Source organism: Telluria sp. PB2R4 (genome assembly GCF_059685695.1).
This window is the reverse complement of the sequence record NZ_JCASIC010000016.1, coordinates 93,135-114,618: the sequence shown is the minus strand read 5'-3', so window position 1 is coordinate 114,618 and position 21,484 is coordinate 93,135. Positions and strand designations below refer to the sequence as shown.

The window sequence follows — 21,484 nt, the reverse complement described above, 5'->3', positions numbered from 1 at the left end:
GTTTTCGGTCCTTAAGCGTCAAGTGCTGTCATGAAGGAATCGAAAGTCTTCCGCAGGTCCTCGCTGGTGAGCTGCTCTCCTTTCGGTAACTGAACACTCGAAAAATCCGCAGCGAAGTCGGTCAGTTTCAACTTCCCGACCTTGGAAACGTCCTGCGGTGTGATGTCGCGTGGAGCCCTGTTCTTGCCCAAGGACTCATCCTTCTCCTTGATAGGGGGCGGCGGTGGCGGCATCGTGATTTCGATCGGCGTGATCTCGGGACGCGGTCGGTTAGCACGGCGCAGGAAAACCAAGCGCTGCCAGTACCAGATCTTCCGGCAGAAGATCGGCGGGCAATGTTCGATAAAGACGATCTCGTTATTTATGCCCATCATCTTTACCTCTTGGGGATTGAGTAAGCCCCGCGCTACTTTGGATCTAGTGACGTTCCCAGCCTGCAGGCTTCTCGCTGGACGGGAATACGAAGTGCTATCGACAGTAAAAGTGCCGAGCTCTCTCGATATATCGGTTGCATACTCGCTGTCATTTGGGGCATACACGACTCGTGCACCACAGCAGGCAATGATGTTCTTGGTTTGATCCGGGCCATACACGGCGCGCAGCTGAGGAATGGAGTGCGCAATCAGCAGCGGGCGGATGCCATACCCGCCCATCAACTGGATGCTGTTCTCGATAATTGGCATGCGGCCCAGCGCCGCAAACTCATCCATGATCGGCAACAACTCATGCTTGATGCTCGGGTCGTCTTCCGGCATCGTGTCCATGTTCGCGTCCAGCAGTTGCGTGAAAAAGAGATTCATCAGCAGAGAGAGGCGCGTCAAATCACCGGGATTAACTCCCAGGTAAATCGATAAGCGCTTTCGGCGAAGGTCGTAGAAGTTGAAGGAATCCCCGCTGGTGGCGGCGTCGATGAGCGGGTTCGTCCACAATTGGAGCTTGGCGGTGAAGCTCTTGCGCACCGACGACTGGGTCTGGGGGCTCAGCGCAATGAAGTCGTAAAGCATCCTCTTGCAGGTCGAGGACAGGGGCTGCCCCACCTTGTCGCGCTCGCTGATGATCCGCCGCCAATGATCGCTAACGGAGTCGTCCGCGCCATGCATGATCTGGCGGACTATTTCGCCCATGGTGCGCGGCAGCGCTGGAGTTTCGATCACATACAGGCCGAGTCCGAGGAACAGGTCGCGGCAGGACGCCGGCCAAAACGGATCGCCAGACGCCGGATCTGGCGACAGCTGGTTGGCCAGCTTCTGCAGTGCGCTAACACGCAACGGCGGATCGTCCGGGACATAGTGAATCGAGATTGGATTCCATTGCGCAGTTAAACCCTTAGGCGACAAAGGGTCGAACAAATAGACTTTGGAGAACAACCTGCGATAGCCAGCCGTGATTCGATAGCACTCCCGGCGCACGTCATTGACGATCAGGCTTCCGCTCCAAGACAACGCATTGGGCTGGACAAGACCGGCTCCCTTGCCTGAACGCGGCGGTGCGATAATGATCGCCGCCAACTGCCGGCCGAGGACTAGATAGCGCCGTCCCCATCGTCCAAGGATGATACCTCGCTCATCAAATAAACCGGCGTTGGCCACCTCGCGCAGCGTGGCAAAGCGAGCATCGCCATGCAAGGAACGGTTGATTGGCCGCAAAAGGTAGAAGACGCCCGCGGCAGCCGGAGCAGCGCCGGCGACCAGACATCCAATTAGCCAGTGTCGGGTGTACGGGTCTGTACCGTAATGCTGCCAGTACCGCACCACCGTCATTGGCGTGGCGGCAGTGGGCGGAAGTAACGGGCTGGAAAGCTTGATCAAGAATAGGTAGCTTGCCAAGTAGAGGGCGATGAGCACGCATCCGATCAGTAGCCCGCTGTATGCCAAAGCCTTGTAGCGGAGACTGTCGATCGGGGTAATGAGCATGGCAGTCTCCTATCCAAGTTGACGTGCGGCGAAGGCAGGGTCGTAGTACACCTCTGTAACAACCCTTCGACCGCCAGGCAGGCGCGTCATCTGCACCACAATGTCGACCAAGGTGTACAGGTTGTCAGTGATATCGGCGAGCTCCAGACCTGCGCCCTCCACGCTGCCTTTGATCAGCAGCGCCAGGCGGCGAAACGCGAGCTTAGCCCGGGTGGCGTGGACGGTGGTTATCGTTCCTGGGTGACCTGAATTGAGCACGTTCTGGATGAAGAAGAACGTTTCGTCGCTACGCAGCTCGGCCAGCAGCACGCGGTCGGGACGCATGCGCAGCGTGGCCTCGAGCAAGTCACGCGCTTTCAATTTAGACACGCCATTCTCGCCCTTCTTGTACTCCAGGTTGACCTGGTTGGGATGCGGCAGGCGCATCTCCCGCGTGTCCTCGACAGTGATGATCCGTTCATCGAGCGGGATCATGGCGGCTAGGGCATTGCTAAGGGTAGTCTTCCCTGACCCGGTCGCTCCGGATGACACGATGTTCTTGCGACCCTCGACCGCGGCCTCGAAGAAGCTAGCCCACTCACGCTTTCGGAACAGCTCGAGCATGGCGCGCTCGCTATCTGGCAAAGCGGCTTCGAGTCTCGTCCGTTCCTCAGCGTTCAAGAGCAGCGACTGTTCACAGCGGGTCAATTCGAAGGCGCCGCCGTCGATGATATCGTTCATCGTCAGCACCTCGCCGATCGGGCGCCGGGTCGTAAACGAGATCTTTCCAGCCTCGATAGCAGGCGGGATTACAACCTGGACCCGAAGGCCGCCCGGGATTTGCGCGCCAAGCAGCGGCCAACCCTCGGTCAAGTCCTGATTGGCTTGATTCCGCAGAAGCATGGCCAAACCTTCGCACCATTTGTAGGAGAGAGCATCATTCAGCACGGTCTCCCAACCGTCGCGCCGCTCGAGCAGTAGTTCACCCGGCCGATTGATCACGACTTCGGTAACGGTTTCATCGGCCAAATGCCCTGCTATTGGCTGCAGGTGCAGGTCAAGCGTCGAGGCGTCCGGACCCAGAGGTAGATTCTCGGCTTTCATGATTTATCTCGTCCTTTCCAGCTGGTAGACGTCGCGGAAGTCGACATCGCCTGCCAGGTAGATTAAGACTTGTGCGGAGTGCGGCTTGGTGATCGTAGGCGGAATGTTGACGGTACTTTTCAGCACTTCGGACATGACATCTTTCGGCCCTGTGATAGGCGGGAAGGAAACTGTCGTGTTGTTATTTCCGCGCTGTCGGGTGGCGATGAGGTACGGCCCAATGTCGGTAATCAGACTTATGGCGATCGCGGCCCCGAACCTGTCCCAGAAATGGTTATCAACCTGGCCCGGAATTCCCGGACGTCCGAGAAAATCCGCAGCGTCGGAGGTAAGAGGGACCATCACGTGCTGGGGCGTCTCACAGCGCTGCCAGATAATGCCTACTCGTCGCTGGCCCTGCGTAATGCCGCCGCCCTGCTTGCCCGTGCAGATTGTGCCGCGGTCCATTAGTGATACCTTGTTGTCGGCACCCGTCGCATCCTCGCCGGTAATGCATGTGACTGTGCCAGCGAGCGTCGTGTCGATCGCCGGCAATACCGTGCACGGGATTAGCTTCCCGCGAGTCATCATGAGGGTCGGATCGGGTAGCATGTAAGCGCGTGAATCAGCGACGTTGGCCGACGGGGAACCACTGCGACCGGCAGGATGTGATAACGCGTGCGACGTGGCGTCGCCCAACGGACCACCCGCCTCGACGGCCGCGGCGTGATCGCCCGTTACTACGCCAGCGGCGGCAGCGCTCACATTGCCGTCAAGATTGAAGCGAACTTCGCGTTTCAGACGACGCTCGCGCACAAGCTCACCCAAACTTTTGACCGGTGGCTGGCCAGAGGCAACACCAATACCGCCCCCCGCCTCGCCGGGCTGGCGCAGGGGCGGCGGTTTGTCGGGCGCATCATTCCCAAGGGCCGGCGTCTCTGTTTCAGGTCTGGAATCGGGCATAGTCAGCGGCGGAAGGCCGGCAGTAGCCACGGTACGTGTAAGGTCCTTTCGTGGTGCCTTCTCCTCTTTGAACTTGTCGTACACGCTCGCGTAATACTTGTACAGGAAGACCGCTGCTAACACGCATGCCGCGCACGCGACCATCCAGTTGATGATCTTGTTCTGCCGCGTAAGGCCTTTATTGACTGAACTGAGCTCACGCTCTCCCTCGATGCTGTCTTCTTCGTCGGGATCCGGCTCCTGGTACCGGGGCTTGAACAGGGACTTGAGCAGGTTCATTTGCCAGTTCCTTTCAAAATTCGTTTCACTTGAGGCGATGCTGTGTTGGTGCTGGGGCGCGGGGCGGTCGGATCATAGCCGTCGTTGAACACGCAGGCGACCTCCTTCCCGGTTTGCAGTACAAGTTTGCGGCGCACGCCCTGCACCTGCACGACGTCGTCCTTGACGTTGATGTTCTCGATCCTTTTTACGGTGCCGTCGTCATTCGATTCGTAAATTCCTGGAATGCTAGACCGGGCACGGAAGCGCAGGAAAGTCGTTCGCCCGTCATCCCATGCCTCGATAGGTGCCAGATCGCTCGTCCCTTGGACCGAGTAGCGGTGGTTGGTAACTGGAGAGGCGGCCTCCAGCAAATTGCGGACCTGGTCTGCTTCTTTGGCTGCCGTCTCTGCAGCTTGCGCGGCGCCTGGGTAGCGGAAATAGACGGTCATGAACGCAACTTCACCCTTCGCCTTCTTGGCTAGCTTTAAGTCGAAGCTATAGGAGCGCTTGTTGGTCACGACGTGCAGGTTTGCGTCGGCAACTTCTGCTGCGGGCTTGAGGAACACGCCGTCGCGCGCCTTCCGGGTAGCGGCGCCCCATGCCTCGACGTCGCCACCTGTCATGTCCACGATTTTCTCGTCCTGGTCGAAGACAATCTGGGTAAGCAGGCCAACGCGCGTATAGATCGTTACTACGTCATGCGGATCGTAGGTAGCGAAGCGGATTCGCGCGTCTTTGCGCCCAGCCTCTGGCAGTTGTGCGCCTTGGGCGCCAGCGACCATAGACAGTGCTACTAGCGCAAAACGAAGTCTTTTGTTCATGGCGCCACTCCCTGGGCATTACTTGGAGCGACCAGGGCCATTTGGGACGTCCGTGTTTGGTGGGACGCTTGCCGTGCGGGCGCAGGTGAGGGGCTCGGCTTGGTAGCTGTAAGATCACGATCGGCGGCGTAGTCGGTGACTTCCATCCCAAGGTCGTTGACACGGCGATCGCGCTCGTTCGTAGGCTGATTCACCCAACGGAACGAGAGATTGGCGACCCACGTGGTTGGCGCGCCGTCCTCAACGCCGTTCAGCGTTTCCGTCCGTGTGAAGCTGGCCCGACCGCCGATTGCCGCGCCCAACCCGTTACGCAGGACCGTGATCGCACCGACTTTGGCGCGTACCTTGCGCTCCTTTTTAAATTTGTTCGGCGGGGATTCCGGGTTGGATTTGTCCCACTTCCGCGCCCACTCGGCCTGCAGCTGGGGGCTGAGGAAGGCTGCGCAGTGGTAGTAGTGCGTATCGGCCTGTTCGTAGCTGTAACCTTCGCAGGCGGTTACGAGAGTCTCGATATTACGGCGGATCGTAGCCTCTTCTGGGGCCATCTGAAACTCGGCCAGGGAGATCAGCGGCTGCACTACCCCTCCGGCTTTGTCAACCACTAGGACCTCAGGCGGAGGGGCTGGCCGCATCGACGTCTGGACTGCGCTCCATGCGATGCCAAATGCAGCCACTGTTAAGCCACCGAACACACCGGCTATGCGCCAGGCGACGCGACGCGAGCGCTCGTTGCTAACGGCGTACCGGTCGGCCTCGTCAGCAGCGAGGTCTAGCAACTGCTGCACGTCAGCGTGGGTTTCGATCAGCTCACGTATGGCGGCCATCTGCTTGATCAGCTTGTCGGCTTCGGGTTGCTTTCTCATCGAATTCTCCCTATGCGGCGATGCCGCAGCTTGGATAAACCATCTCGGCGCGAGCTGGGGTATTGATCGGACGACGGTCTTTACCGTCACAGACCTGGAGGGTGCTCACACATCCGGCTAGGGTGCTGGCCATGGCCAACAGAATCATTAGTCTGCGCATGGTCTTCCTCACGGTTCGTAGGTAAGGTATAGCGTCTCCGGTTCGCTTTTGGCTGGACGGGACGGCTCATAGTTAAGCGACGAGGCCGGCGCCTTCGTCTTCGCCGGCTGGATGGTGTTGCGCTTGCGGCCCTGATACGAGTTCCACGCACTGCGAGCGATCTTCTTGCCAGTCCGGCCCAGCGGCTTACTGGCCTGGGCACCGAGTCTTGCACCGCTCTTGCCGAGCTTGACACCGCCGCTTCGGAGCAGCCCCGCGGTAAGTCGTCCCATACCGAACGAGGACAAGGACACCCCGCCCGCTAGTCCAGCCGCCATCGTGAGTACCGATGCAAGCGCCAGAAGCGAAACGAGACCCATCGCGATGAATGGGAATACCTGCGCGACCTCGGTGGTCGACGTCATGCTAGCGGCGCCGCTGCCAGCGTTCGCGAACAGCTTCATGATCAGCAGGTTGACCATCACGACCAGCAGCGGAATAAGGAAGTAGTTGGCCAACTGGCGGATCCAGGAATTGAAGAACCCCGCTGTCGCCTGGAATAGCAGACCAAGGAAGAACAGGGAGCCAAGTCCGATAATCACGGTCAGCGCGACTTTCGATAGCGCCATCAGGAAGAAGGCGTAAGCGGTGACAACGATGGTCACAAACCATACAAACAGCGCCACAAAGTACATGCCCATATCGCCGTCGAGCACACCTGCCTTCGCCCAGAAGCGCGCGCCGAGATCGAAACCATGTGCGAGCATCGCATCAAGACCGTTCACCACGCCGTTCGGTCCGCCCGACCTTGCTAGCCCGGTCACGAACTCATCTGGACCGCGCAAGAAAGTATTCGTGATGAGGATGTTGTAATTCGCGAGATTGAAGCCGATCCCGAACACGACACACACGGTAATGACGCGGTTGATGAACTCGTTGGCAGGCTCTTTGATCAGACCGCGATACTGTGCGAACCCCCACAGGGCCACGTACAGCGTCAACATGGTGAATGCGAATGGACCGATTACACGCGCGACTGCGGCAACGTTCTCTCCGACGTAGCTTTCGCAAACGGCATTAATGTAGTTGAGGCTGTCTGTGTAGAGACTGATCGGCGCAGCCATGATTGCGCTCCTTAGGGAACGATTCGCGGCATGCCGGAAGCGTTGCCGGCAGAAGCGACGCGGTCTGCGCGCTGCACATTGATGCAGTTCGGGTCGTGCGCGGTGCGGCCAGGATCGTTGCTGCACACCGCACTGACTCGCTGCCGCAACTCGGGCTGCGCCACATACTCTTCGACGGTGTAGATCCGATCTGCTGGCACTAGGGACACCTCGCGCTTGCAGCCGGCCATGGCGAATATGAGCAGAAGAAAAACTGGGACAAGGCGTTTCATGGCGTTCTCCTGGTAGGGATGGAAGCGGTTCCGTTACAGCTCCGGCATAGGGAACTTTGGAATTGCGGTCCCGGCCGATGCCGCACGCATCTGGCTGATCATCAGGCGTTGCGCGCGGTCTTGCGCTGTGGCGGCGCTCGCGGCGGCTTCGAGCTGGTTCTGGTCCTTTAGCAATGCGGCGTGCTCGATGGCGATCCGGTTGGCCAGGTCGTAGGCGGCTTTCGGGTCCTCGGTCTTTGCCAGGGTGGCAGTCAGGACCTGCAGGCGCGATTGCCGGGCGGCCGCGTCGTTAAATGCCGTTTGCGCCATCGCCTGGTTCGCGGCCGACAGATCTTGTGCCTGAGCGAGGAATTGCTGAAGCTGCTGGGACATCTGTGCGGCCTGCTGCGGAGTCAATACCGCCTGAGATTGGCGGATCTGCTGCGCCAGCGATGACAGGTTCCTCATCGACTGGGTCCAGTCCGGCGGCAAGGCAGAGGACATCGGCGGCAGCACCCCTGCCATCCCCCGATTGCCAGTGAAGGCCTTGTACTGGTTCGTCATGTGCTCGATCTGGGTACGCATTTGTTGATACTGCTCGGCCCACGCGGCCACTTGCTTGATCGCCTGTAGGGTGTTGATGGGGTCATTTACGATCCACTGCGCACTGGCTTGGAACGATGTTCCGGACAGGACAAGGGCTGCGACGATAGTGCGGATTTTCATGATGCCTTCCTTTCCTCGTTGAAGTGGGGAACCCAGACATCCGGATCTTCGCCGTACTGCGCAATGAGCCGGTCCATCAAAGCAAGATTGGTGGTGCGCGCCGACAGCACGGCCATGTCGTCGTCCATCCCATCCAGGGGGAGCCTGACCACAGTCGAGTGCCGTCCCTGCTTGAGCAGGAACATGCCGCAGCCCTCGGGCAGGTCGGTTTTGATCAGCTTGAATTCGCGCTCCGACAGGCCGAGGTATTCCCGATACTCCCTGCGGTCGGCCTGGGGATTAGGGAATAGGATCAACGTAGGACACTGCTCGATCAGCGTGCGGGAGATCTCCAGCCGGAGCGCATCGCTGGGCGACTGGGTATCGAGGACCACGAAGCCATTTAACTTCCGCACGGTCTTGAGCGCCTTCTTGAAATAGGCGGCGTAATGCGAGTCACCCAGTGGCTTCCAGAATTCGGCGACAAACAAGCCGAAACGACGCCCGTCGACAAGCCGCGAGGCCAGGTGTAGCAGGTGCATGTTGATTGGCGTACGCAGCTCTGGGTCGTCCAGGTACGCAGTGGTGTCGAATGCCGTTATGGGTGCGGTCCCTAGCTCGGTAGCGATCGTGGGCATTGGATTGTCGAATACCCATGCCATCGGCCCATCTGCTCGTCCTGCTTCGCGCGAGTAGCACCAGCGCGCCAACCGATCGTAAATATCTCCTTTCGGAAGGAAGTCCAGCACGCGGCCAAGACGTCTTACTTCACGCGGCTGCATATGGAGCACTGCATCGATTGCCTTGTCGACGTCCTTCCCCTCTTGAACGGTCAGTGGCTTTGTATCGATTTCAAATCCAGCCTCGGTGACAACTGGGCGGCTCATCAGTTTGCGCACAAGGACCTGTAGATGTCGCCGGGTTTCCGGCTCGTCTGGGTCAAGTGCGAACGGAGCGAGCCCGGTCGGTTCGTCAAGTCGTAGCGAATAGACCTTGCCACGCATGCGACGTACTGCGATTTCGGTATCCCGATCGGTCGAAAACAGAACCGAGGTCATACCGAATTTCTGCATCATCGTCAGCGTGAAGGTGACGGTCGCGGTCTTGCCGGATCCAGTCGGTCCCATTACAAGGGTGTTGGCCACGTCCTTCTTGTTGCCGCCGTTTTTCGCCTTCGGGTCCGACGCATGCAGGCTGAAATAGTGAGGTGTGCCGGCAGCTGTTACCAGCATGGTTATCGCGGGCCCCCAGTGGTTTCCGCTTCGGCGCCCGGTCGGGAAGTTATGAAGGGGGATGAATCCGCACAAGTTCCGGCTATTGATCGGCGAGAGCCGCGGTCGCATGCCAAAGTTTGCGGGCAGCTGCGCCCAGTAAGCTGCTTCCACGACCAAGTCTTCCCGTGCTGGCCTGATGCCGGCTTCAATCAACGCGCTGCGGGTATCAGCGACGTTCTCCTGCAAATCACTCAGGGAATTGGCCTTTACCATCACTGTGTAATGCTGTCCACCGATGACGGTTCGACGCGCCACCAGATCATCGGCAAGGTCGGGAATTTCATCAATCTGCGACTGCGCAGCATCGCCGACGTTCTCCATGCGTCGCCCCTTAAGCTGCATCTTGAGCAATGCTGCATCCTTGGCATGAAATTCAAACGACTGTGTAATGACCAGTTCGAACGGGAGTGTCAGCAAGTCATCGAGAAACAACGGGTTTGTCTCGGACGGATACCCCTCAATGCCCAACATTGCGCCGAAATGGGTTCCTGCAGGATTGAGAACCTTCACCGATTCGTCACCAAAAACGGGACGCATGCCCCCGATAAGATGCTTCAGCGGAATCGGAGCGTAGGGCACCCGTTCCCACTTGCCAGTCAGAAGGTAATTGAAGAATTCGGCGGGCCCGGAGAACAGCACGCCATTGCGTTCATAGAGTTCAAGGCACTCGGCCTCGTAATAGCCCAATGCGGCGACCAAATCGGCTACTATCCGCTCCAACTCCGCAACCTGTTTCAGTCTGGCTCTCCTGATCTCCTCCGGACTGCGCATAGCAAACAGGGCGGCCAGCACGCTCTCCGTCCGGCTTCCATATGGGCGTAGAACGACAGTGATATACAGCTCGTTTGCCATGAGGCGCTCAGCCCCGACCTTGGCCATAAATCGTTCGTTCAGCTCTCGCGCGTAACCCGGGGGGAAGTCTCCTTCGGGGTACTGGTTTTCCTCCCGCCGCACAATGTGCTGCCAGAGCGTGACGCGCGGATCTGCAAGGCTCATTACGATCCGATTCAAGCGGTCGTGCCGGTTGTTGATGACATCATCATCGGCGCACTCGAAAGCGGCCCCGGCCAGACGTAGCACGCAAAGGCACTCGCCAGCCGTGGTATCGACGATGCTTCGCGTCAGATGTCCTTTGTAAGGTATGTTCTTAGCCGCTGGCGTTTCCCGCCGCGCGGCTCTTTCTCGTCTCTCGGAAGTATTCACGCTAGTTCCTCCTTGTCAGGCGGCGCTTGATGCGCCACCGTTTAAAGAAACCGAAACGTTCCCTGAATGTGAGCGGACTGTAAGAGGCCGCAGACCAGTACCAGCGCGACGCGATGAGTGTTCCTAAGGTTGTTCTCGCCCACAACGCCAGGAGCTCGAACGTGCGCGGATCTTTCAACGTAATGAGATAGAAGACGCCGTGGACGGGAATGCACATCAGAATCCAAAGCAGGTTTTCGGTCAAAGCCAACGCTTCGACCGATACCAGCAAGTTGAGCATCGCGGCCCCATAAGGCACGCCCAGGACAGTCGAGGGCCGGGTAAGTCCGACCGCAAGGGTATCGACGTTGACGCCGTCCTCGTTGTCCATATCAGGCCCCCATCCAGCCGCGGAACATCGTCACGACTTGGTCGCGGCCGAAGAACAGGCCGGTGCCAACGATGGCGCCGATGAACCATCCCCAATTCACACGTCCAGTCCATGCAAGGAGTCCAACCACCGCGACAGCGAGCGGAATGATCGGGGTCAGGATTTGAACTACCCAATTGGTAGCCTGAGTGCCGGCGCCCGTGAACTGGGCGAACGCGGGTGCTGCCTGCAGAACGCACAATGCAGTGATCAGCACCAAACTAACTGAGCGGTTGACGGTAGTACGCATGATGATTCCCTCCTAAGGGGTGGTTGGAAAATTGGACGGTGCTTCGGAGTCTGGAGCGCGGTTGTAGGGGTTCCAAAATGCAGCTGCACCGATAGATGCTCGAGCATGCGTAGTGGCAACCGATTGCCTGGCTTTGGCAACGACATGCACGGGCTTAGGTGGCTCACGCTGGTCGACGGTGGCGAGTTCTCGCTGGAGCGCCTTGATGTTCTCGAGGCGACGATGTACTTCGGCGGCTCGATCACTAGTTGCCGCTGCAGCAAACGCGGTCTGCGCATGCGCAAGCGCTTGATGTTCAGCGGTCAATTCCGTGCGAAGAATCAGGTGTCGGTCCCTGTCGCGTGCTTGTTGCTCTTCTTTACTAATCGTCAGCTTCGAGGTCTGCGCTAACGCACATGTGGAATATGCATTTAGTAAAAAAATGGCAATAAGGAATCTGGCCATAACACATCCTTTATTTGAAGAAATTCCAAAGCACGAGATAAATGGTCAGAACGAGCAATTCGCAGGAGAAACAAGTATTACTGTTTACACAACCCCTAGAAGTTAACCATTCCGGCTTCTTCTAGACTTTGAGTAAACGCATATTTCGACCGTTGACTTAACACTAAAGTTAGTTAGCGCCGAGCTGCGCAATACGGTGCGCGATGGAGCCGAATCATGAGAAACAAAAAAAGATTAACGGCAACAGAATTCGGATCGATCAAGCTCCATCTAGGAAATTTTGAAAAGAAGAACGTTGACGCGCTTCGTCGCATATTGGTCGACGGTGCAATGCAGAAAGATATTGCGACTGAATTGGGAACGAGCAAGGAAGCTGTAAGCGCCATGGTTGGACGCGCTTGGAAAATCCATTTGCAGCATGGCCGAAGGCCAGAGGGATGGAGAACTGTAGAAGTAACGCTTCCGAAGGAATACGCTGACGTTATCGAACAACTTGCCAACATCCTGCATACGAGGATCAAAAATGAAAAAATTTGAGGCTGCAAGTCAAAAAGGTGGCGTTGGCAAAACAAACACTAACTGCAACTTTGCGTTTTTCCTTTCCGATTGCGGTGAAGGGACTGTGCTAATTAACGGTGATGAACAAGAAGATGCCAATGACACGATGGCTGAGTTCCAGCTGCCAGGCCTGTACACTCATCATCTGTTTGGTCGAGATCCGCTTGTCATCCCTCCTATTACGAACAAATTATCTTTGATTCCTTCACATAGAGAACAGTTACGTGAAATTGAAGAATCCTCTGTCGATGACTTGGAGTTACTAGACAATTTGAGAGCTCGATTAGAAGAGTTGTCCTCATACTTTGCCTACGCTGTCTTCGACACGGCAGGCGCAAACAGCCGTATTGCTAACGCATTCTTAATCGCAAGCGACTTTGTGACAGTTCCAACGAAAATTGACGAACATAGCATTCGAGAATCAATTGAAACAATCGGTCGGATTGGCGGAATAAGGTCGCACCCTGATCCGCGGGTGCGTAATGAGGATCTTGTTTTCCTAGGGCTTCTCGTCAACGAATACGATCCGCGTCAGCCTTATCAAGTTAGACAATTGGATAATCTATTAAAGACGCATGCCGAGTTAATGGTGCCCTACCCCATCACCGACCGCCAAGCTTATCGCGAAGCTATCAGCGCTCGGGTTCCGGTCTGGCGTTTAAAAAGCGATGACGGTCATCACATCAAGACAGCTGCAAGAGAAGCTGGCAAAGAGATTCATGCGGTTTTCTCATATTTCAAGAGATTAATGGATGCGCCGAAGGAGATGTGATGAGAGCTCTAACAAAGCTGAATCAAGTCGGCCTCGCCAACCACAATACTAGTGGCACTCCACCTGAAATGTCTTTGGAAAGGATCATTCGTGACCCAGCCAACCCCCGCCCTCCCCTACATTTGCGATCACCAGAGGAACAACAAAAGCAGCTTGAACTAAATGCGAGTGTTAAAAAACGTGGAGTGAAATCTCCAATCTCACTACGTCCTCACCCGTCCATGCCCAACATGTGGGTGATCAACCATGGGCATTGTCGTTATGACGCTGCAGAAGCAGTAGGCCTCACCACAATTCCCTACTTCGTCGATCCAAATTTCGATAGTTACGATCAGGTAGTGGAGAACTTACATCGCTGTGACCTGTCGATCTGGGCAATTGCAGCGTTCATCAAGCGCAAGCTGGATGAAGGGGACTCTAAATCGCAGATTGCGGAGGGGCTCGGGAAGGGCAGCCAGAACTTTGTGACCGAGCATCTGGCGCTTGTGGACGCTCCCAGCTGCGTCCATCAAGCCTATGCAAATGCCGTCAGATCTCCGCGGACCCTGTACGACTTACGCCGCGCACACGACGAGTTTCCTGAGCAGGTCGAGGAATGGTGCAACAGCGGAGCGAGGGTGACGCGTGATGCCATCAAAGAGCTGTTGGATGGACTACGTCATGACGTAGTCGGGGGTTCCTCTTCAAGCAAAGAGGTGTCTTCTCTACAGCCTCGTTCCATGACGCAAACCCAGGGCGAACCCGACACGGCTGACCAGGACGACCCAGGGCCCACACTAGAGGACGCCAAGAGCTTATTACGTCATGACGTAATTCCCGCAGCGCAGACCCAAAAAATTCCGGCCTCGGTCTTAAAACCGCCTCGTCAGACCAAAAGCCCTGGTGCTGCTCCCAAATCGTCGACGACGCTCGATCTAGTTCAGCCTTCGGCCACTCCTGCAGACATCGTGGTTAGGTATCGAGGTAGAAGGGGCAGAGTCGTGGCTGGCAGCACGGTCAAGATTCTTGTTGAGGGAGACGTTCAGCCACTGGAGGTACCGCTGGGCGATCTCGTGTTCGAGTTCGGCAGTAACGGCGGCGCGGTTGCGGAAAGCGACGAATCGAATAAGGGAGGCTCGGTGTGAACAATACTGCCATGAAGATAGCCCGACGCATGGGCCGAAGTGTTTGGAAAGCGCTTCGGTTTGTTCTCTACATCTTCTTACTCGTACTCGGCAGAATACTGCTCCCCATCTCCAGTTTCGCAGTCACCATTGGGATAGTCGTCTTCTTGTTCTGCCTGATTCTTCGCCCAGACCTTTCGATACCTATGTGGGCCGGCGCCGGTCTCGCTGTTACCGCCACCGCCGTTTCTGTGTTCTACGAAGCGGCCTTACGCGCGGTGGCGCCTGCCGACGTTGTGATTGTCAGCGATGCCTAAGACGTACGCCCACAGTCCCGGAGGGACGAGGACCCAATTGTTAAGCTCGAAGAGGTTAACAATTTAAGACGACAGTCTATCCTGCCAAATCTCAAAACCACAGGCAAGGCAAAACCGTTAAATATCGACTGAAGCATCTTACGGAGCCGAAGTAGAACCGCAACCGCCATTTTGCTTGGGAGAAGCGTCATGCCAGTGATAGGTGCGAGAGTTACCACTGATGTAAAAGTCGCGTTCGACTCGATAGCTAACGCGAGAGACAACACATGCTCATCTCTCGCAGCGAAACTGATCACAGACTTCGTTAATGAAGAAAAGCAGCTGGGCAAGCAAGCCGACCAACAAACCCTTCTTTCGTTATCGGCTCCCTTCATCGATAGTCACGAAGCAAAAAGCGAACAAGTCTCTGTTCGCTTGGAACCCTACTATTTCGCTGAACTTAACCGCATGGCCGCCGAGCGATTTTGGCGCCGAGGGACCTATCTTGGCAATCTTTTACGCGCTCACGTGGACAGACGCCCGGTGTTGTGTGATCTCGAGGTTAATGCCGTCCGACAGGTCGCGCGGCAGCTTGCAGATATGGGACGCAACCTTAATCAGATAGCCAGGAAGCTCAACACCTCGGTTGAACACGCGCATCTGGTGGCATCCATCGATTTCGAACTAATCAAAATGCTTGTCGAGTTGGAGACCAATGCAGTTCGCGCTTTGATGAAGGCGAACGTGCGCGGCTGGGGGGTGAGCGATGTCGAAGCATGAGATCCTGGATCCGAACCGCCCGGGGCGCCGCTCCGGGATCAAGCGTCTGGTGTACCGGCCGCAGAAAGACGGTCCCTATGGTAGCAAAGAAACTGGTCGCATTACGTGGCGTGAAAATCGTGACTGGTCGACTATCAAAGAGCAGTTACGCTTAACAGTCAGACGGGCACCTGAAGTCGTCATCAACGTTAAGGGCAGTCGCCGTGGCAAGGACGATGACCACGCAGCGATTAAAAGCGTCCTGCGCTACATGATGTACATCTCTCGCAACGGCCGGCTACCCACAGTCAACGAACGGGGCGATCAGTTGAATGGCCGCGAAGCAATCAAGGACACGCACGTATCCTGGGACTTGGATATGCAGCGCATGCGTAGTGCCAAAGATGCGCCCCTCCATCCATCGTTCAACATCATCTTTTCAATGCCGGCCAAGACTGACCCAGACAAGATGCTGGATGCCGTCCAGGCCTTCGCACGCGAACGCTTCCAAGGCCATCAGTATGTGATGACAATACATACCCACGAAACCGATCCGGCTGACGCCCCACCGGAACATCCACATGTGCATCTGATACTTCGGGCTGAGGATGAAGACGGCCGGCGTATTCATATTCGAAAGACAGATCTGCGAAATTGGCGGGAGGGCTTCGCCAGCCAGCTGAGAGCCCGCGGGATTGAGGCCAACGCGACATCACGCGCTGAACGCGGCCGATCCTTTAAATCTATAGGCGGCGCCGAGTGGCATATTCAGCAACGATATGAAAAAGGGCTACGTAATGGAAGCAACCCCGAGCCACCGAAAGCCAAAACGGCGCGCTTTCTTGAGGCTTCGCTAGAGCTGCAAGCGGGCCGAATCGAACCAAAGCCATGGGAAATCGCCATGGCCGCCCGGCGGCGCGATGTTCTGCGTGAACTGAAACAAAACGCAGCCAGGTTACGTCAGGAAGGAGACATCGAACTGGCTAACCAGGTCGACGGGTTCATACGGAACATGCCTCCGGTGGAATCTGAACGACGCCAGATTCAGCGTGCCCTGATTGAACAAGTCCAAAAGCGCCTGCAAGATCATGCTCAAGATAAGCAGGAAGACGTACGAAGGGAAGTCGCGAAGTCCCGATAGAGATGGATTGGAATAGAAATAGGAATAGGTCTAAATGACCTGACTGACCTCAATGGTAGCTAGGTCGAAACGACCTACTATATGCAAGAGCCCAGCAATATCAGCAGGGCATACTGACAGGAGGACTTCATGGACATGTTCGCGTTGACACCAGTTCAACCGAATCCTGCGATCGTACCGATCAAGATTCTCGAATTGGCTCCGGAAGGATGGCGCGCTTGTGTGGAAAGAGTTGCGGAAGGGTTTACCGAAGTGATCGGAGACCACGCCTACTGTCTGAACTGCGGGAATACAGTTCAGGGCGCTCAGGGCCACAATGCGACATGTCTCACGATGGTCGCAAGGCGGATCCTTGTGAACGAGCCGTATCTGCACGCGCAGAGAAACACGTCAGTATCGTTACGGGGCGTGGACATCGATGCGGCTGACAAAAGTGGACCAGCCCCCATCTCCATCCCGGTATTTCTGCCGCTAACGACAGCGCTTTCAGGGTGAAAGAACGTTGCCTAATGGCCGGTCCTGCGCGTGCCGGCCTATGTCTACACACCAGCGAGTTGTGATGAACGCGACTAAATAAGAAGTCCTGGTGGACAACACTTTGACAGATACACACCGGGCGAAGGCCGCGTCATCACAAGTTTCGCATCCAAAGAGTTGCCCGTCATTGTTTGCTCCTTGGGACGCATTGCATGCCGCAGTTGGCAAGCTCGGCATCCTGATACTTTCAACGTTTCTGATACTAGCGTTATCTCCGTTCAACAATGTCATATTCTTTCGCATTTGAAAGCGAGAATCGATGAGTACACCCACGCGATTTCATCTTGCACCGGAAACCCTTCGCCTCTATACCGATCCGGCATACCGCTCACCTGCTCCCGAAGAAGTGCGAGTAGTCATACAAATTCTCGGCCTTACAGGCGACCAAGTGGCAGGCCTTGTCGGAGTCAAGAATAGTCGTGCCGTACGACGCTGGATGGCACCATTAAGCTCAAAAACGTATGCTCAGATCGACTATTCCACCTGGCGACTGCTGCTGCTCGAAGCGGGCTTGGTCCGATTGCGGAAGCGGAGGATACAAGTTGATAAGTCGTTGAGCAGTGCTAAAGCCCTTAGGTCTAGTAGACCTACGATGGAGTTGGATCCGGCAAGCACGAAACCAAGCTTGGCAGTACTTGGATAGCGAGATAGCGTATCGATCATTGGAGAGATTGTGGCCCAGCTTATTTCAATTGAGAGGTTGGAAGCGACCATTAACAGCCTTCGTCACCTGCTCCCCCCGGTAAACGGCGTTCTGTCAAAAGAACTGCGACTATTAGCCGAAATTTACGGGAATATGATTTACATGCGTTCGCGGTCCATCGATCTTGACCAGCTTCCCGACAACGTCAGGCCCATGGCTGTCACCCTCTTGGAAGCGGCCACCGAACGCAAAAACGACTCTTCGTACGATCCAAATACGGCAACTTGCGACGTTTGCCAGTAAGGAGGAGAACATCGTGGGGTTACCAAGCGTCTTTCGGAAGCTTAAGAACGAAACGCTGGATAAATCGAAAACCGATCTTCTGTTGGCTGGCTTTATTGCAGGTCGCCATGCTAATCAAAAAATGGCATCGGCACTTGCCAAAGCTAAAAGGAGTGGAGCTACCGATCAGAAACTAGCCAATGACATTGCAAAATGGTATCTCAGGCATTTCAGGCGCAAGACACTACAATCAACTGACAGCTTGACACGTGAAAAAGCAAAGCTATACATAGGCATTGATGAAAGCAATGCTGAAGAGCATGCGTCTTTTCGCGACGTCGAAATCCCGAAATATTTTCAGAAGAAGTTAGCGGAATGGAATACTGAACGCGAACTCCGGGATCGCGACGCTATCGATTTACTCGCTAGGATAAGACTAATTCGGAATCGTATTTTTGCATCGCGAACGTTCCCGTCCTTCTTAAGAGCTATCATCTTTGAGAGAGACAATTATACATGCCAAGTGTGCCTGCGAAGTCGGGACGTGCTGAAGGCAGCAGGGCTGCATCTAGAGTGTGATCATATTGTGGCGTGGGAAGATGACGGCAAGACTACCTACGACAATGGGCAGACGATTTGCAGCGACTGTAATAAGGCCAAACATCATTCAAAACACTACCTCGGCCTGATTATGCATCTCAACCGCCCAACAAGTTAAGTGCCTATGCGGACAACGGTCAAACGGTCAGTGACAGCAACACCGGCACCACGACCGCGAGATTTGATTCCTCGACATGCAATGTTGATGGCCCGTACGCGCAGCAGCGCCAGTCAAACTGTATTCTATGAGCGTAAACAAATGGCTGGTTGAGACAGCGCACCAAACAAAGTGATCAATAAGATAACTTTATAAACAGTGCATGCGCTAACGGTGCAAAAATCCTTTCTGTAAGGAGAGGCCTGTTGACCACGACTGGTGATTTAACATGCAAACGGAATTCATGCTGTTGGCGATCTACAATAAGCCGCGGATCAGTCTTCGAGAAGTTTGCGAAGCAATCGGGATGTCAATGAAGACTGCTTATAATCAACGGTCTGCGAATACCTTTCCAATCCGTATGTCAGGTGATCCGCTACACGCTGATATACGTGACGTAGCAGCGTACCTTGACTCACTCAGGGCTCCAATCGAGACAACTTGAATCACTGCCACCGTTTCTCGCTTGAGCAATGCTAAGCCCTACACCGCGTCGGCTACAATCGGCGCCACCTTGAAGCACGCCGTCGAAAGTGCATGGCAGCGCCCCGGCCGCCCGCAATCGACTGGTCCGATGGCAAATGCGGTGGCCACCGTAGAATTCAGCGCAGCAGAGGATCGACGATGAAAGGGTTCCTCACGAACTGTGGCAATAGTTGTACTGGTTTTGGAGACAGCCAGGCGCAGCGACCGCTTGGTTGGGATGAGTGAAAGCGCGGCCTACCTGCTTTTGCCAGCCTTGCCACGCTTCCTTCTGCCGCGCATATTGCCTTCTTTCGTCCGACTTTTGCGACCGCGATATCGTTGAACCTCGCCGTAAGCTATGAACCCGGCCGCGGCGATGCCGAAGATAGCACCAACAAGTACCATCAGATCGAGCATTTCGCCCGTGACAACGAAGTTCATGCAATGCTTCCCCTTAAGCGTAGCGCATTACCGATCACAGAAACCGAACTCAGGCTCATGGCCAGCGCGGCGATCATCGGCGATAGTAGCTGCCCGGTAAAGGGCTTGGATTCAACCGGTCGACGCAACAAGTTGGCTGAATCGTTCAGCGGGTGTTTGGTATTCTAAAGTCTTCCTTGGCCGTTCGTTCAATTTGCGGGCTACCTCGTTAAGCTGGGCCTGCGAGTACTCGGAGATATCGATGCCTTTGGGGAAATACTGGCGCAGCAGTCCGTTGGTATTTTCATTGCTACCACGCTGCCAAGGGCTGTGCGGATCGCAAAAGTAGACATCGATGTCGGTTGCCATCGTAAAGCGTTTGTGGTCGGCCATCTCCTTGCCACGATCCCAAGTCAGTGATTGATAGAGCTCTTGGGGTAGCTGACGAGCGTTATCAATCAATGCGTTGATTACTGTTTCGGTATCTTTGCTCGCGACTTTTACCAGCATCACGTAACGAGTATGGCGCTCGACGAGGGTGGCGATCTGGCTGTTTCGGTCTCCAAACATCAGGTCTCCTTCCCAATGGCCCGGTACAGCTCGGTCCTCCACCATGGCAGGGCGTTCGCTGATCGATACCGTATCCCTGATCCTGCCGTGGTTATCTTTCTTTTGCGTATGATGACGCGATCGGCGCATGACCCGGGTTCGCCGAAGATGCTCCAGCAGCTCCTTCTTCAGCGCACCACGGGCTTGAATGAAGAGGCTGCGATAAATCGTTTCATGCGACACCTGGTAATCCTCGTTGCCTGGAAACGTATGCTTGAGCCACCCGGCAATTTGCTCTGGCGACCACTGTAGTTGGAGTTTACTAGCCACAACGCGCGCCAACACGGGATTGTCCACCAACTTGCAGCACTTGGGACGATGGGCTCGCTTCCAGGCAGCGGCGTCGGCACAACCAGCTCGATAGCTCGTCTTGCCACCATTGCGACTGATCTCGCGGCTGATAGTAGAAGGTGCTCGTCCAAGTGATTGAGCAATCCGACGGATGGGTTGACCAGTGGCTAGCGAGCGCGATATTTCTTCCCGCTCAGCCAAGGTCAAAGCCAATCTTGAGCGCTGCCTTTGTGCAGGCCGGATGCCGCCAGACTCGGCAAGAATTCGCTGTATCGACGAGTGGTTTCGATCGAACAGCTGGGCAATTTGCTGAAGTGATTCACCCTTCTTCCAGCGCTCCCACATGAGCGCCTTCTGGGCTTCCGTATAATAAATCCTCGGTTTTTGCTTCATCTGCAACACTCCTTCTGCTTACGCAGAGTTTAGTGTGTTGCGTCGACCGGTTGAATCCAAGACCCAAAGCAGACCTTATGCACGATGTCGAGACAACAAAGCTTCAGCTAGTTCTGCACCTCTACCGGAAGCATGAGCCGCCGACGGAGGTCTTCCCTCGTACTAAAAGCGTATCGAAAAAATGAACTGACCTCATTGCGCGGACTCTAAACGCAGTTGAGATGGAAACAAAAATAACGTCTTGCCCGTCGCCTGAAGAGTATTAATCCACATTCGACATAGATCAAAGCTATTCGAATCGTTGCATCGCCTTGCGCGAGGTTGTTGAACGACTTCCCAAGGCGAGGCATTGATCCGCAATGGGTGGACAGCCGGTCCTACCAGAGTTAGTAGCTCCATCGGACACGCTAGCATCGGGCTGACCCGACGGTCGGTCTGTTGTACGTATTCGAGCTCTGTATGTAACGCCGGCGTACAGCATTCGTACCAGCACACTCACAGGTATTTCTAGTTTAAGCCGGCGCCGACATCCGCTGGACTTTCGAAAGCCGCCGTGTACGCACCCCGTATCCCCTTTAGTGCCACAGATCGTCGTTGAACTCGCGTTGAACGCTGCCATACACAGCGCTGTGATGTCTGGCCTGCTCACCACCGTAATGTCGGAACTGTTGGCCGCTGCGGACCTGCATGCCCGACTGTTGGCGCGTCCAGCGTGACCTCGCGGCGCGCACGTTTTCTATGCTGCGCCATCCGGAGCGCTACCGTAGTCGTGCCAC

The 21,484-nt window shown here is 55.8% G+C and carries 22 protein-coding genes; 8 read left to right on the top strand and 14 right to left on the bottom strand.

Annotation, left to right across the window (positions count from 1 at the left end; genetic code table 11):
• Positions 1-11: 11 nt before the first annotated feature.
• The 12 genes from AC56LU_RS22015 to AC56LU_RS21960 all read right to left on the bottom strand — a co-directional run bounded on the left by AC56LU_RS22015 (position 12) and on the right by AC56LU_RS21960 (position 11,682).
• Complete coding sequence (locus tag AC56LU_RS22015; protein WP_497177732.1) at positions 12-1,913, bottom strand: type IV secretory system conjugative DNA transfer family protein; 1,902 nt, start codon at positions 1,911-1,913, stop codon at positions 12-14.
• A gap of 9 nt (positions 1,914-1,922) precedes the next feature.
• Positions 1,923-2,996, bottom strand: a complete 1,074-nt coding sequence (virB11, locus tag AC56LU_RS22010; RefSeq protein ID WP_497177731.1) for a P-type DNA transfer ATPase VirB11 — start codon at positions 2,994-2,996, stop codon at positions 1,923-1,925.
• A 3-nt stretch (positions 2,997-2,999) separates the two neighbouring features.
• Entirely contained in the window at positions 3,000-4,217 is a 1,218-nt protein-coding gene (locus AC56LU_RS22005) for a TrbI/VirB10 family protein (RefSeq protein WP_497177730.1), read from the bottom strand.
• Complete coding sequence (locus tag AC56LU_RS22000) at positions 4,214-5,020, bottom strand: TrbG/VirB9 family P-type conjugative transfer protein (protein WP_497177729.1); 807 nt, start codon at positions 5,018-5,020, stop codon at positions 4,214-4,216. Before AC56LU_RS22000 ends, AC56LU_RS22005 begins: the two co-directional genes overlap by 4 nt.
• Positions 5,017-5,883, bottom strand: a complete 867-nt coding sequence (locus tag AC56LU_RS21995; protein WP_497177728.1) for a VirB8 family type IV secretion system protein — start codon at positions 5,881-5,883, stop codon at positions 5,017-5,019. Before AC56LU_RS21995 ends, AC56LU_RS22000 begins: the two co-directional genes overlap by 4 nt.
• A 168-nt stretch (positions 5,884-6,051) precedes the next feature.
• A complete protein-coding gene (locus AC56LU_RS21990) occupies positions 6,052-7,146 on the bottom strand; it encodes a TrbL/VirB6 family protein (protein WP_497177727.1) in 1,095 nt (364 codons plus the stop codon).
• 11 nt (positions 7,147-7,157) lie between these two features.
• Positions 7,158-7,418, bottom strand: coding sequence for an EexN family lipoprotein (locus tag AC56LU_RS21985; protein WP_497177726.1), 261 nt, complete (start codon positions 7,416-7,418; stop codon positions 7,158-7,160).
• A 33-nt stretch (positions 7,419-7,451) separates the two neighbouring features.
• Positions 7,452-8,123, bottom strand: a complete 672-nt coding sequence (locus AC56LU_RS21980) for a type IV secretion system protein (RefSeq protein ID WP_497177725.1) — start codon at positions 8,121-8,123, stop codon at positions 7,452-7,454.
• Entirely contained in the window at positions 8,120-10,579 is a 2,460-nt protein-coding gene (locus AC56LU_RS21975; RefSeq protein ID WP_497177724.1) for a VirB4 family type IV secretion/conjugal transfer ATPase, read from the bottom strand. Before AC56LU_RS21975 ends, AC56LU_RS21980 begins: the two co-directional genes overlap by 4 nt.
• Position 10,580: 1 nt before the next feature.
• On the bottom strand, positions 10,581-10,949 hold the full coding sequence (locus AC56LU_RS21970) for a VirB3 family type IV secretion system protein (protein ID WP_497177723.1): 369 nt from the start codon (positions 10,947-10,949) through the stop codon (positions 10,581-10,583).
• Position 10,950: 1 nt separating this feature from the next.
• Positions 10,951-11,238, bottom strand: coding sequence for a TrbC/VirB2 family protein (locus AC56LU_RS21965; protein ID WP_497177722.1), 288 nt, complete (start codon positions 11,236-11,238; stop codon positions 10,951-10,953).
• Between the two features lie 12 nt (positions 11,239-11,250).
• Positions 11,251-11,682: a hypothetical protein gene (locus AC56LU_RS21960; RefSeq protein WP_497177721.1), complete on the bottom strand. Its 432-nt coding sequence runs from the start codon at positions 11,680-11,682 to the stop codon at positions 11,251-11,253.
• A gap of 216 nt (positions 11,683-11,898) precedes the next feature.
• Here AC56LU_RS21960 and AC56LU_RS21955 point away from each other — a divergent pair, with 216 nt between their 5' ends.
• From AC56LU_RS21955 to AC56LU_RS21920, 8 genes are all read left to right on the top strand, one after another.
• On the top strand, positions 11,899-12,219 hold the full coding sequence (locus AC56LU_RS21955; protein WP_497177720.1) for a TrfB-related DNA-binding protein: 321 nt from the start codon (positions 11,899-11,901) through the stop codon (positions 12,217-12,219).
• On the top strand, positions 12,206-13,012 hold the full coding sequence (locus AC56LU_RS21950; protein ID WP_497177719.1) for a ParA family protein: 807 nt from the start codon (positions 12,206-12,208) through the stop codon (positions 13,010-13,012). Before AC56LU_RS21955 ends, AC56LU_RS21950 begins: the two co-directional genes overlap by 14 nt.
• Positions 13,012-14,136, top strand: a complete 1,125-nt coding sequence (locus tag AC56LU_RS21945) for a ParB/RepB/Spo0J family partition protein (protein ID WP_497177718.1) — start codon at positions 13,012-13,014, stop codon at positions 14,134-14,136. The genes AC56LU_RS21950 and AC56LU_RS21945 overlap by 1 nt, the downstream gene beginning before the upstream one ends.
• A 485-nt stretch (positions 14,137-14,621) precedes the next feature.
• Positions 14,622-15,191 (top strand): plasmid mobilization relaxosome protein MobC, encoded by a 570-nt coding sequence (gene mobC / locus AC56LU_RS21940; protein WP_497177717.1) that lies wholly within the window; start codon positions 14,622-14,624, stop codon positions 15,189-15,191.
• Positions 15,178-16,311 carry a relaxase/mobilization nuclease domain-containing protein gene (locus AC56LU_RS21935; protein ID WP_497177716.1) on the top strand — a complete coding sequence of 378 codons (1,134 nt, stop codon included), beginning with the start codon at positions 15,178-15,180 and terminating at the stop codon, positions 16,309-16,311. Before mobC ends, AC56LU_RS21935 begins: the two co-directional genes overlap by 14 nt.
• Before the next feature lie 129 nt (positions 16,312-16,440).
• Entirely contained in the window at positions 16,441-16,806 is a 366-nt protein-coding gene (locus AC56LU_RS21930) for a hypothetical protein (protein ID WP_497177715.1), read from the top strand.
• Positions 16,807-17,521: 715 nt separating this feature from the next.
• Positions 17,522-17,794: a DUF3717 domain-containing protein gene (locus AC56LU_RS21925; protein WP_497177714.1), complete on the top strand. Its 273-nt coding sequence runs from the start codon at positions 17,522-17,524 to the stop codon at positions 17,792-17,794.
• A 13-nt stretch (positions 17,795-17,807) separates the two neighbouring features.
• The gene (locus AC56LU_RS21920; protein WP_497177713.1) at positions 17,808-18,491 is read left to right on the top strand and encodes an HNH endonuclease; all 684 of its coding nucleotides are present in this window, start codon (positions 17,808-17,810) and stop codon (positions 18,489-18,491) included.
• Positions 18,492-19,250: 759 nt separating this feature from the next.
• Here the strand turns inward: AC56LU_RS21920 and AC56LU_RS21915 are convergent.
• Both AC56LU_RS21915 and AC56LU_RS21910 read right to left on the bottom strand, forming a co-directional pair.
• Positions 19,251-19,436 (bottom strand): hypothetical protein, encoded by a 186-nt coding sequence (locus AC56LU_RS21915; RefSeq protein WP_497177712.1) that lies wholly within the window; start codon positions 19,434-19,436, stop codon positions 19,251-19,253.
• A gap of 111 nt (positions 19,437-19,547) precedes the next feature.
• The gene (locus AC56LU_RS21910) at positions 19,548-20,708 is read right to left on the bottom strand and encodes an IS30 family transposase (RefSeq protein WP_494379472.1); all 1,161 of its coding nucleotides are present in this window, start codon (positions 20,706-20,708) and stop codon (positions 19,548-19,550) included.
• Positions 20,709-21,484 lie beyond the last annotated feature (776 nt).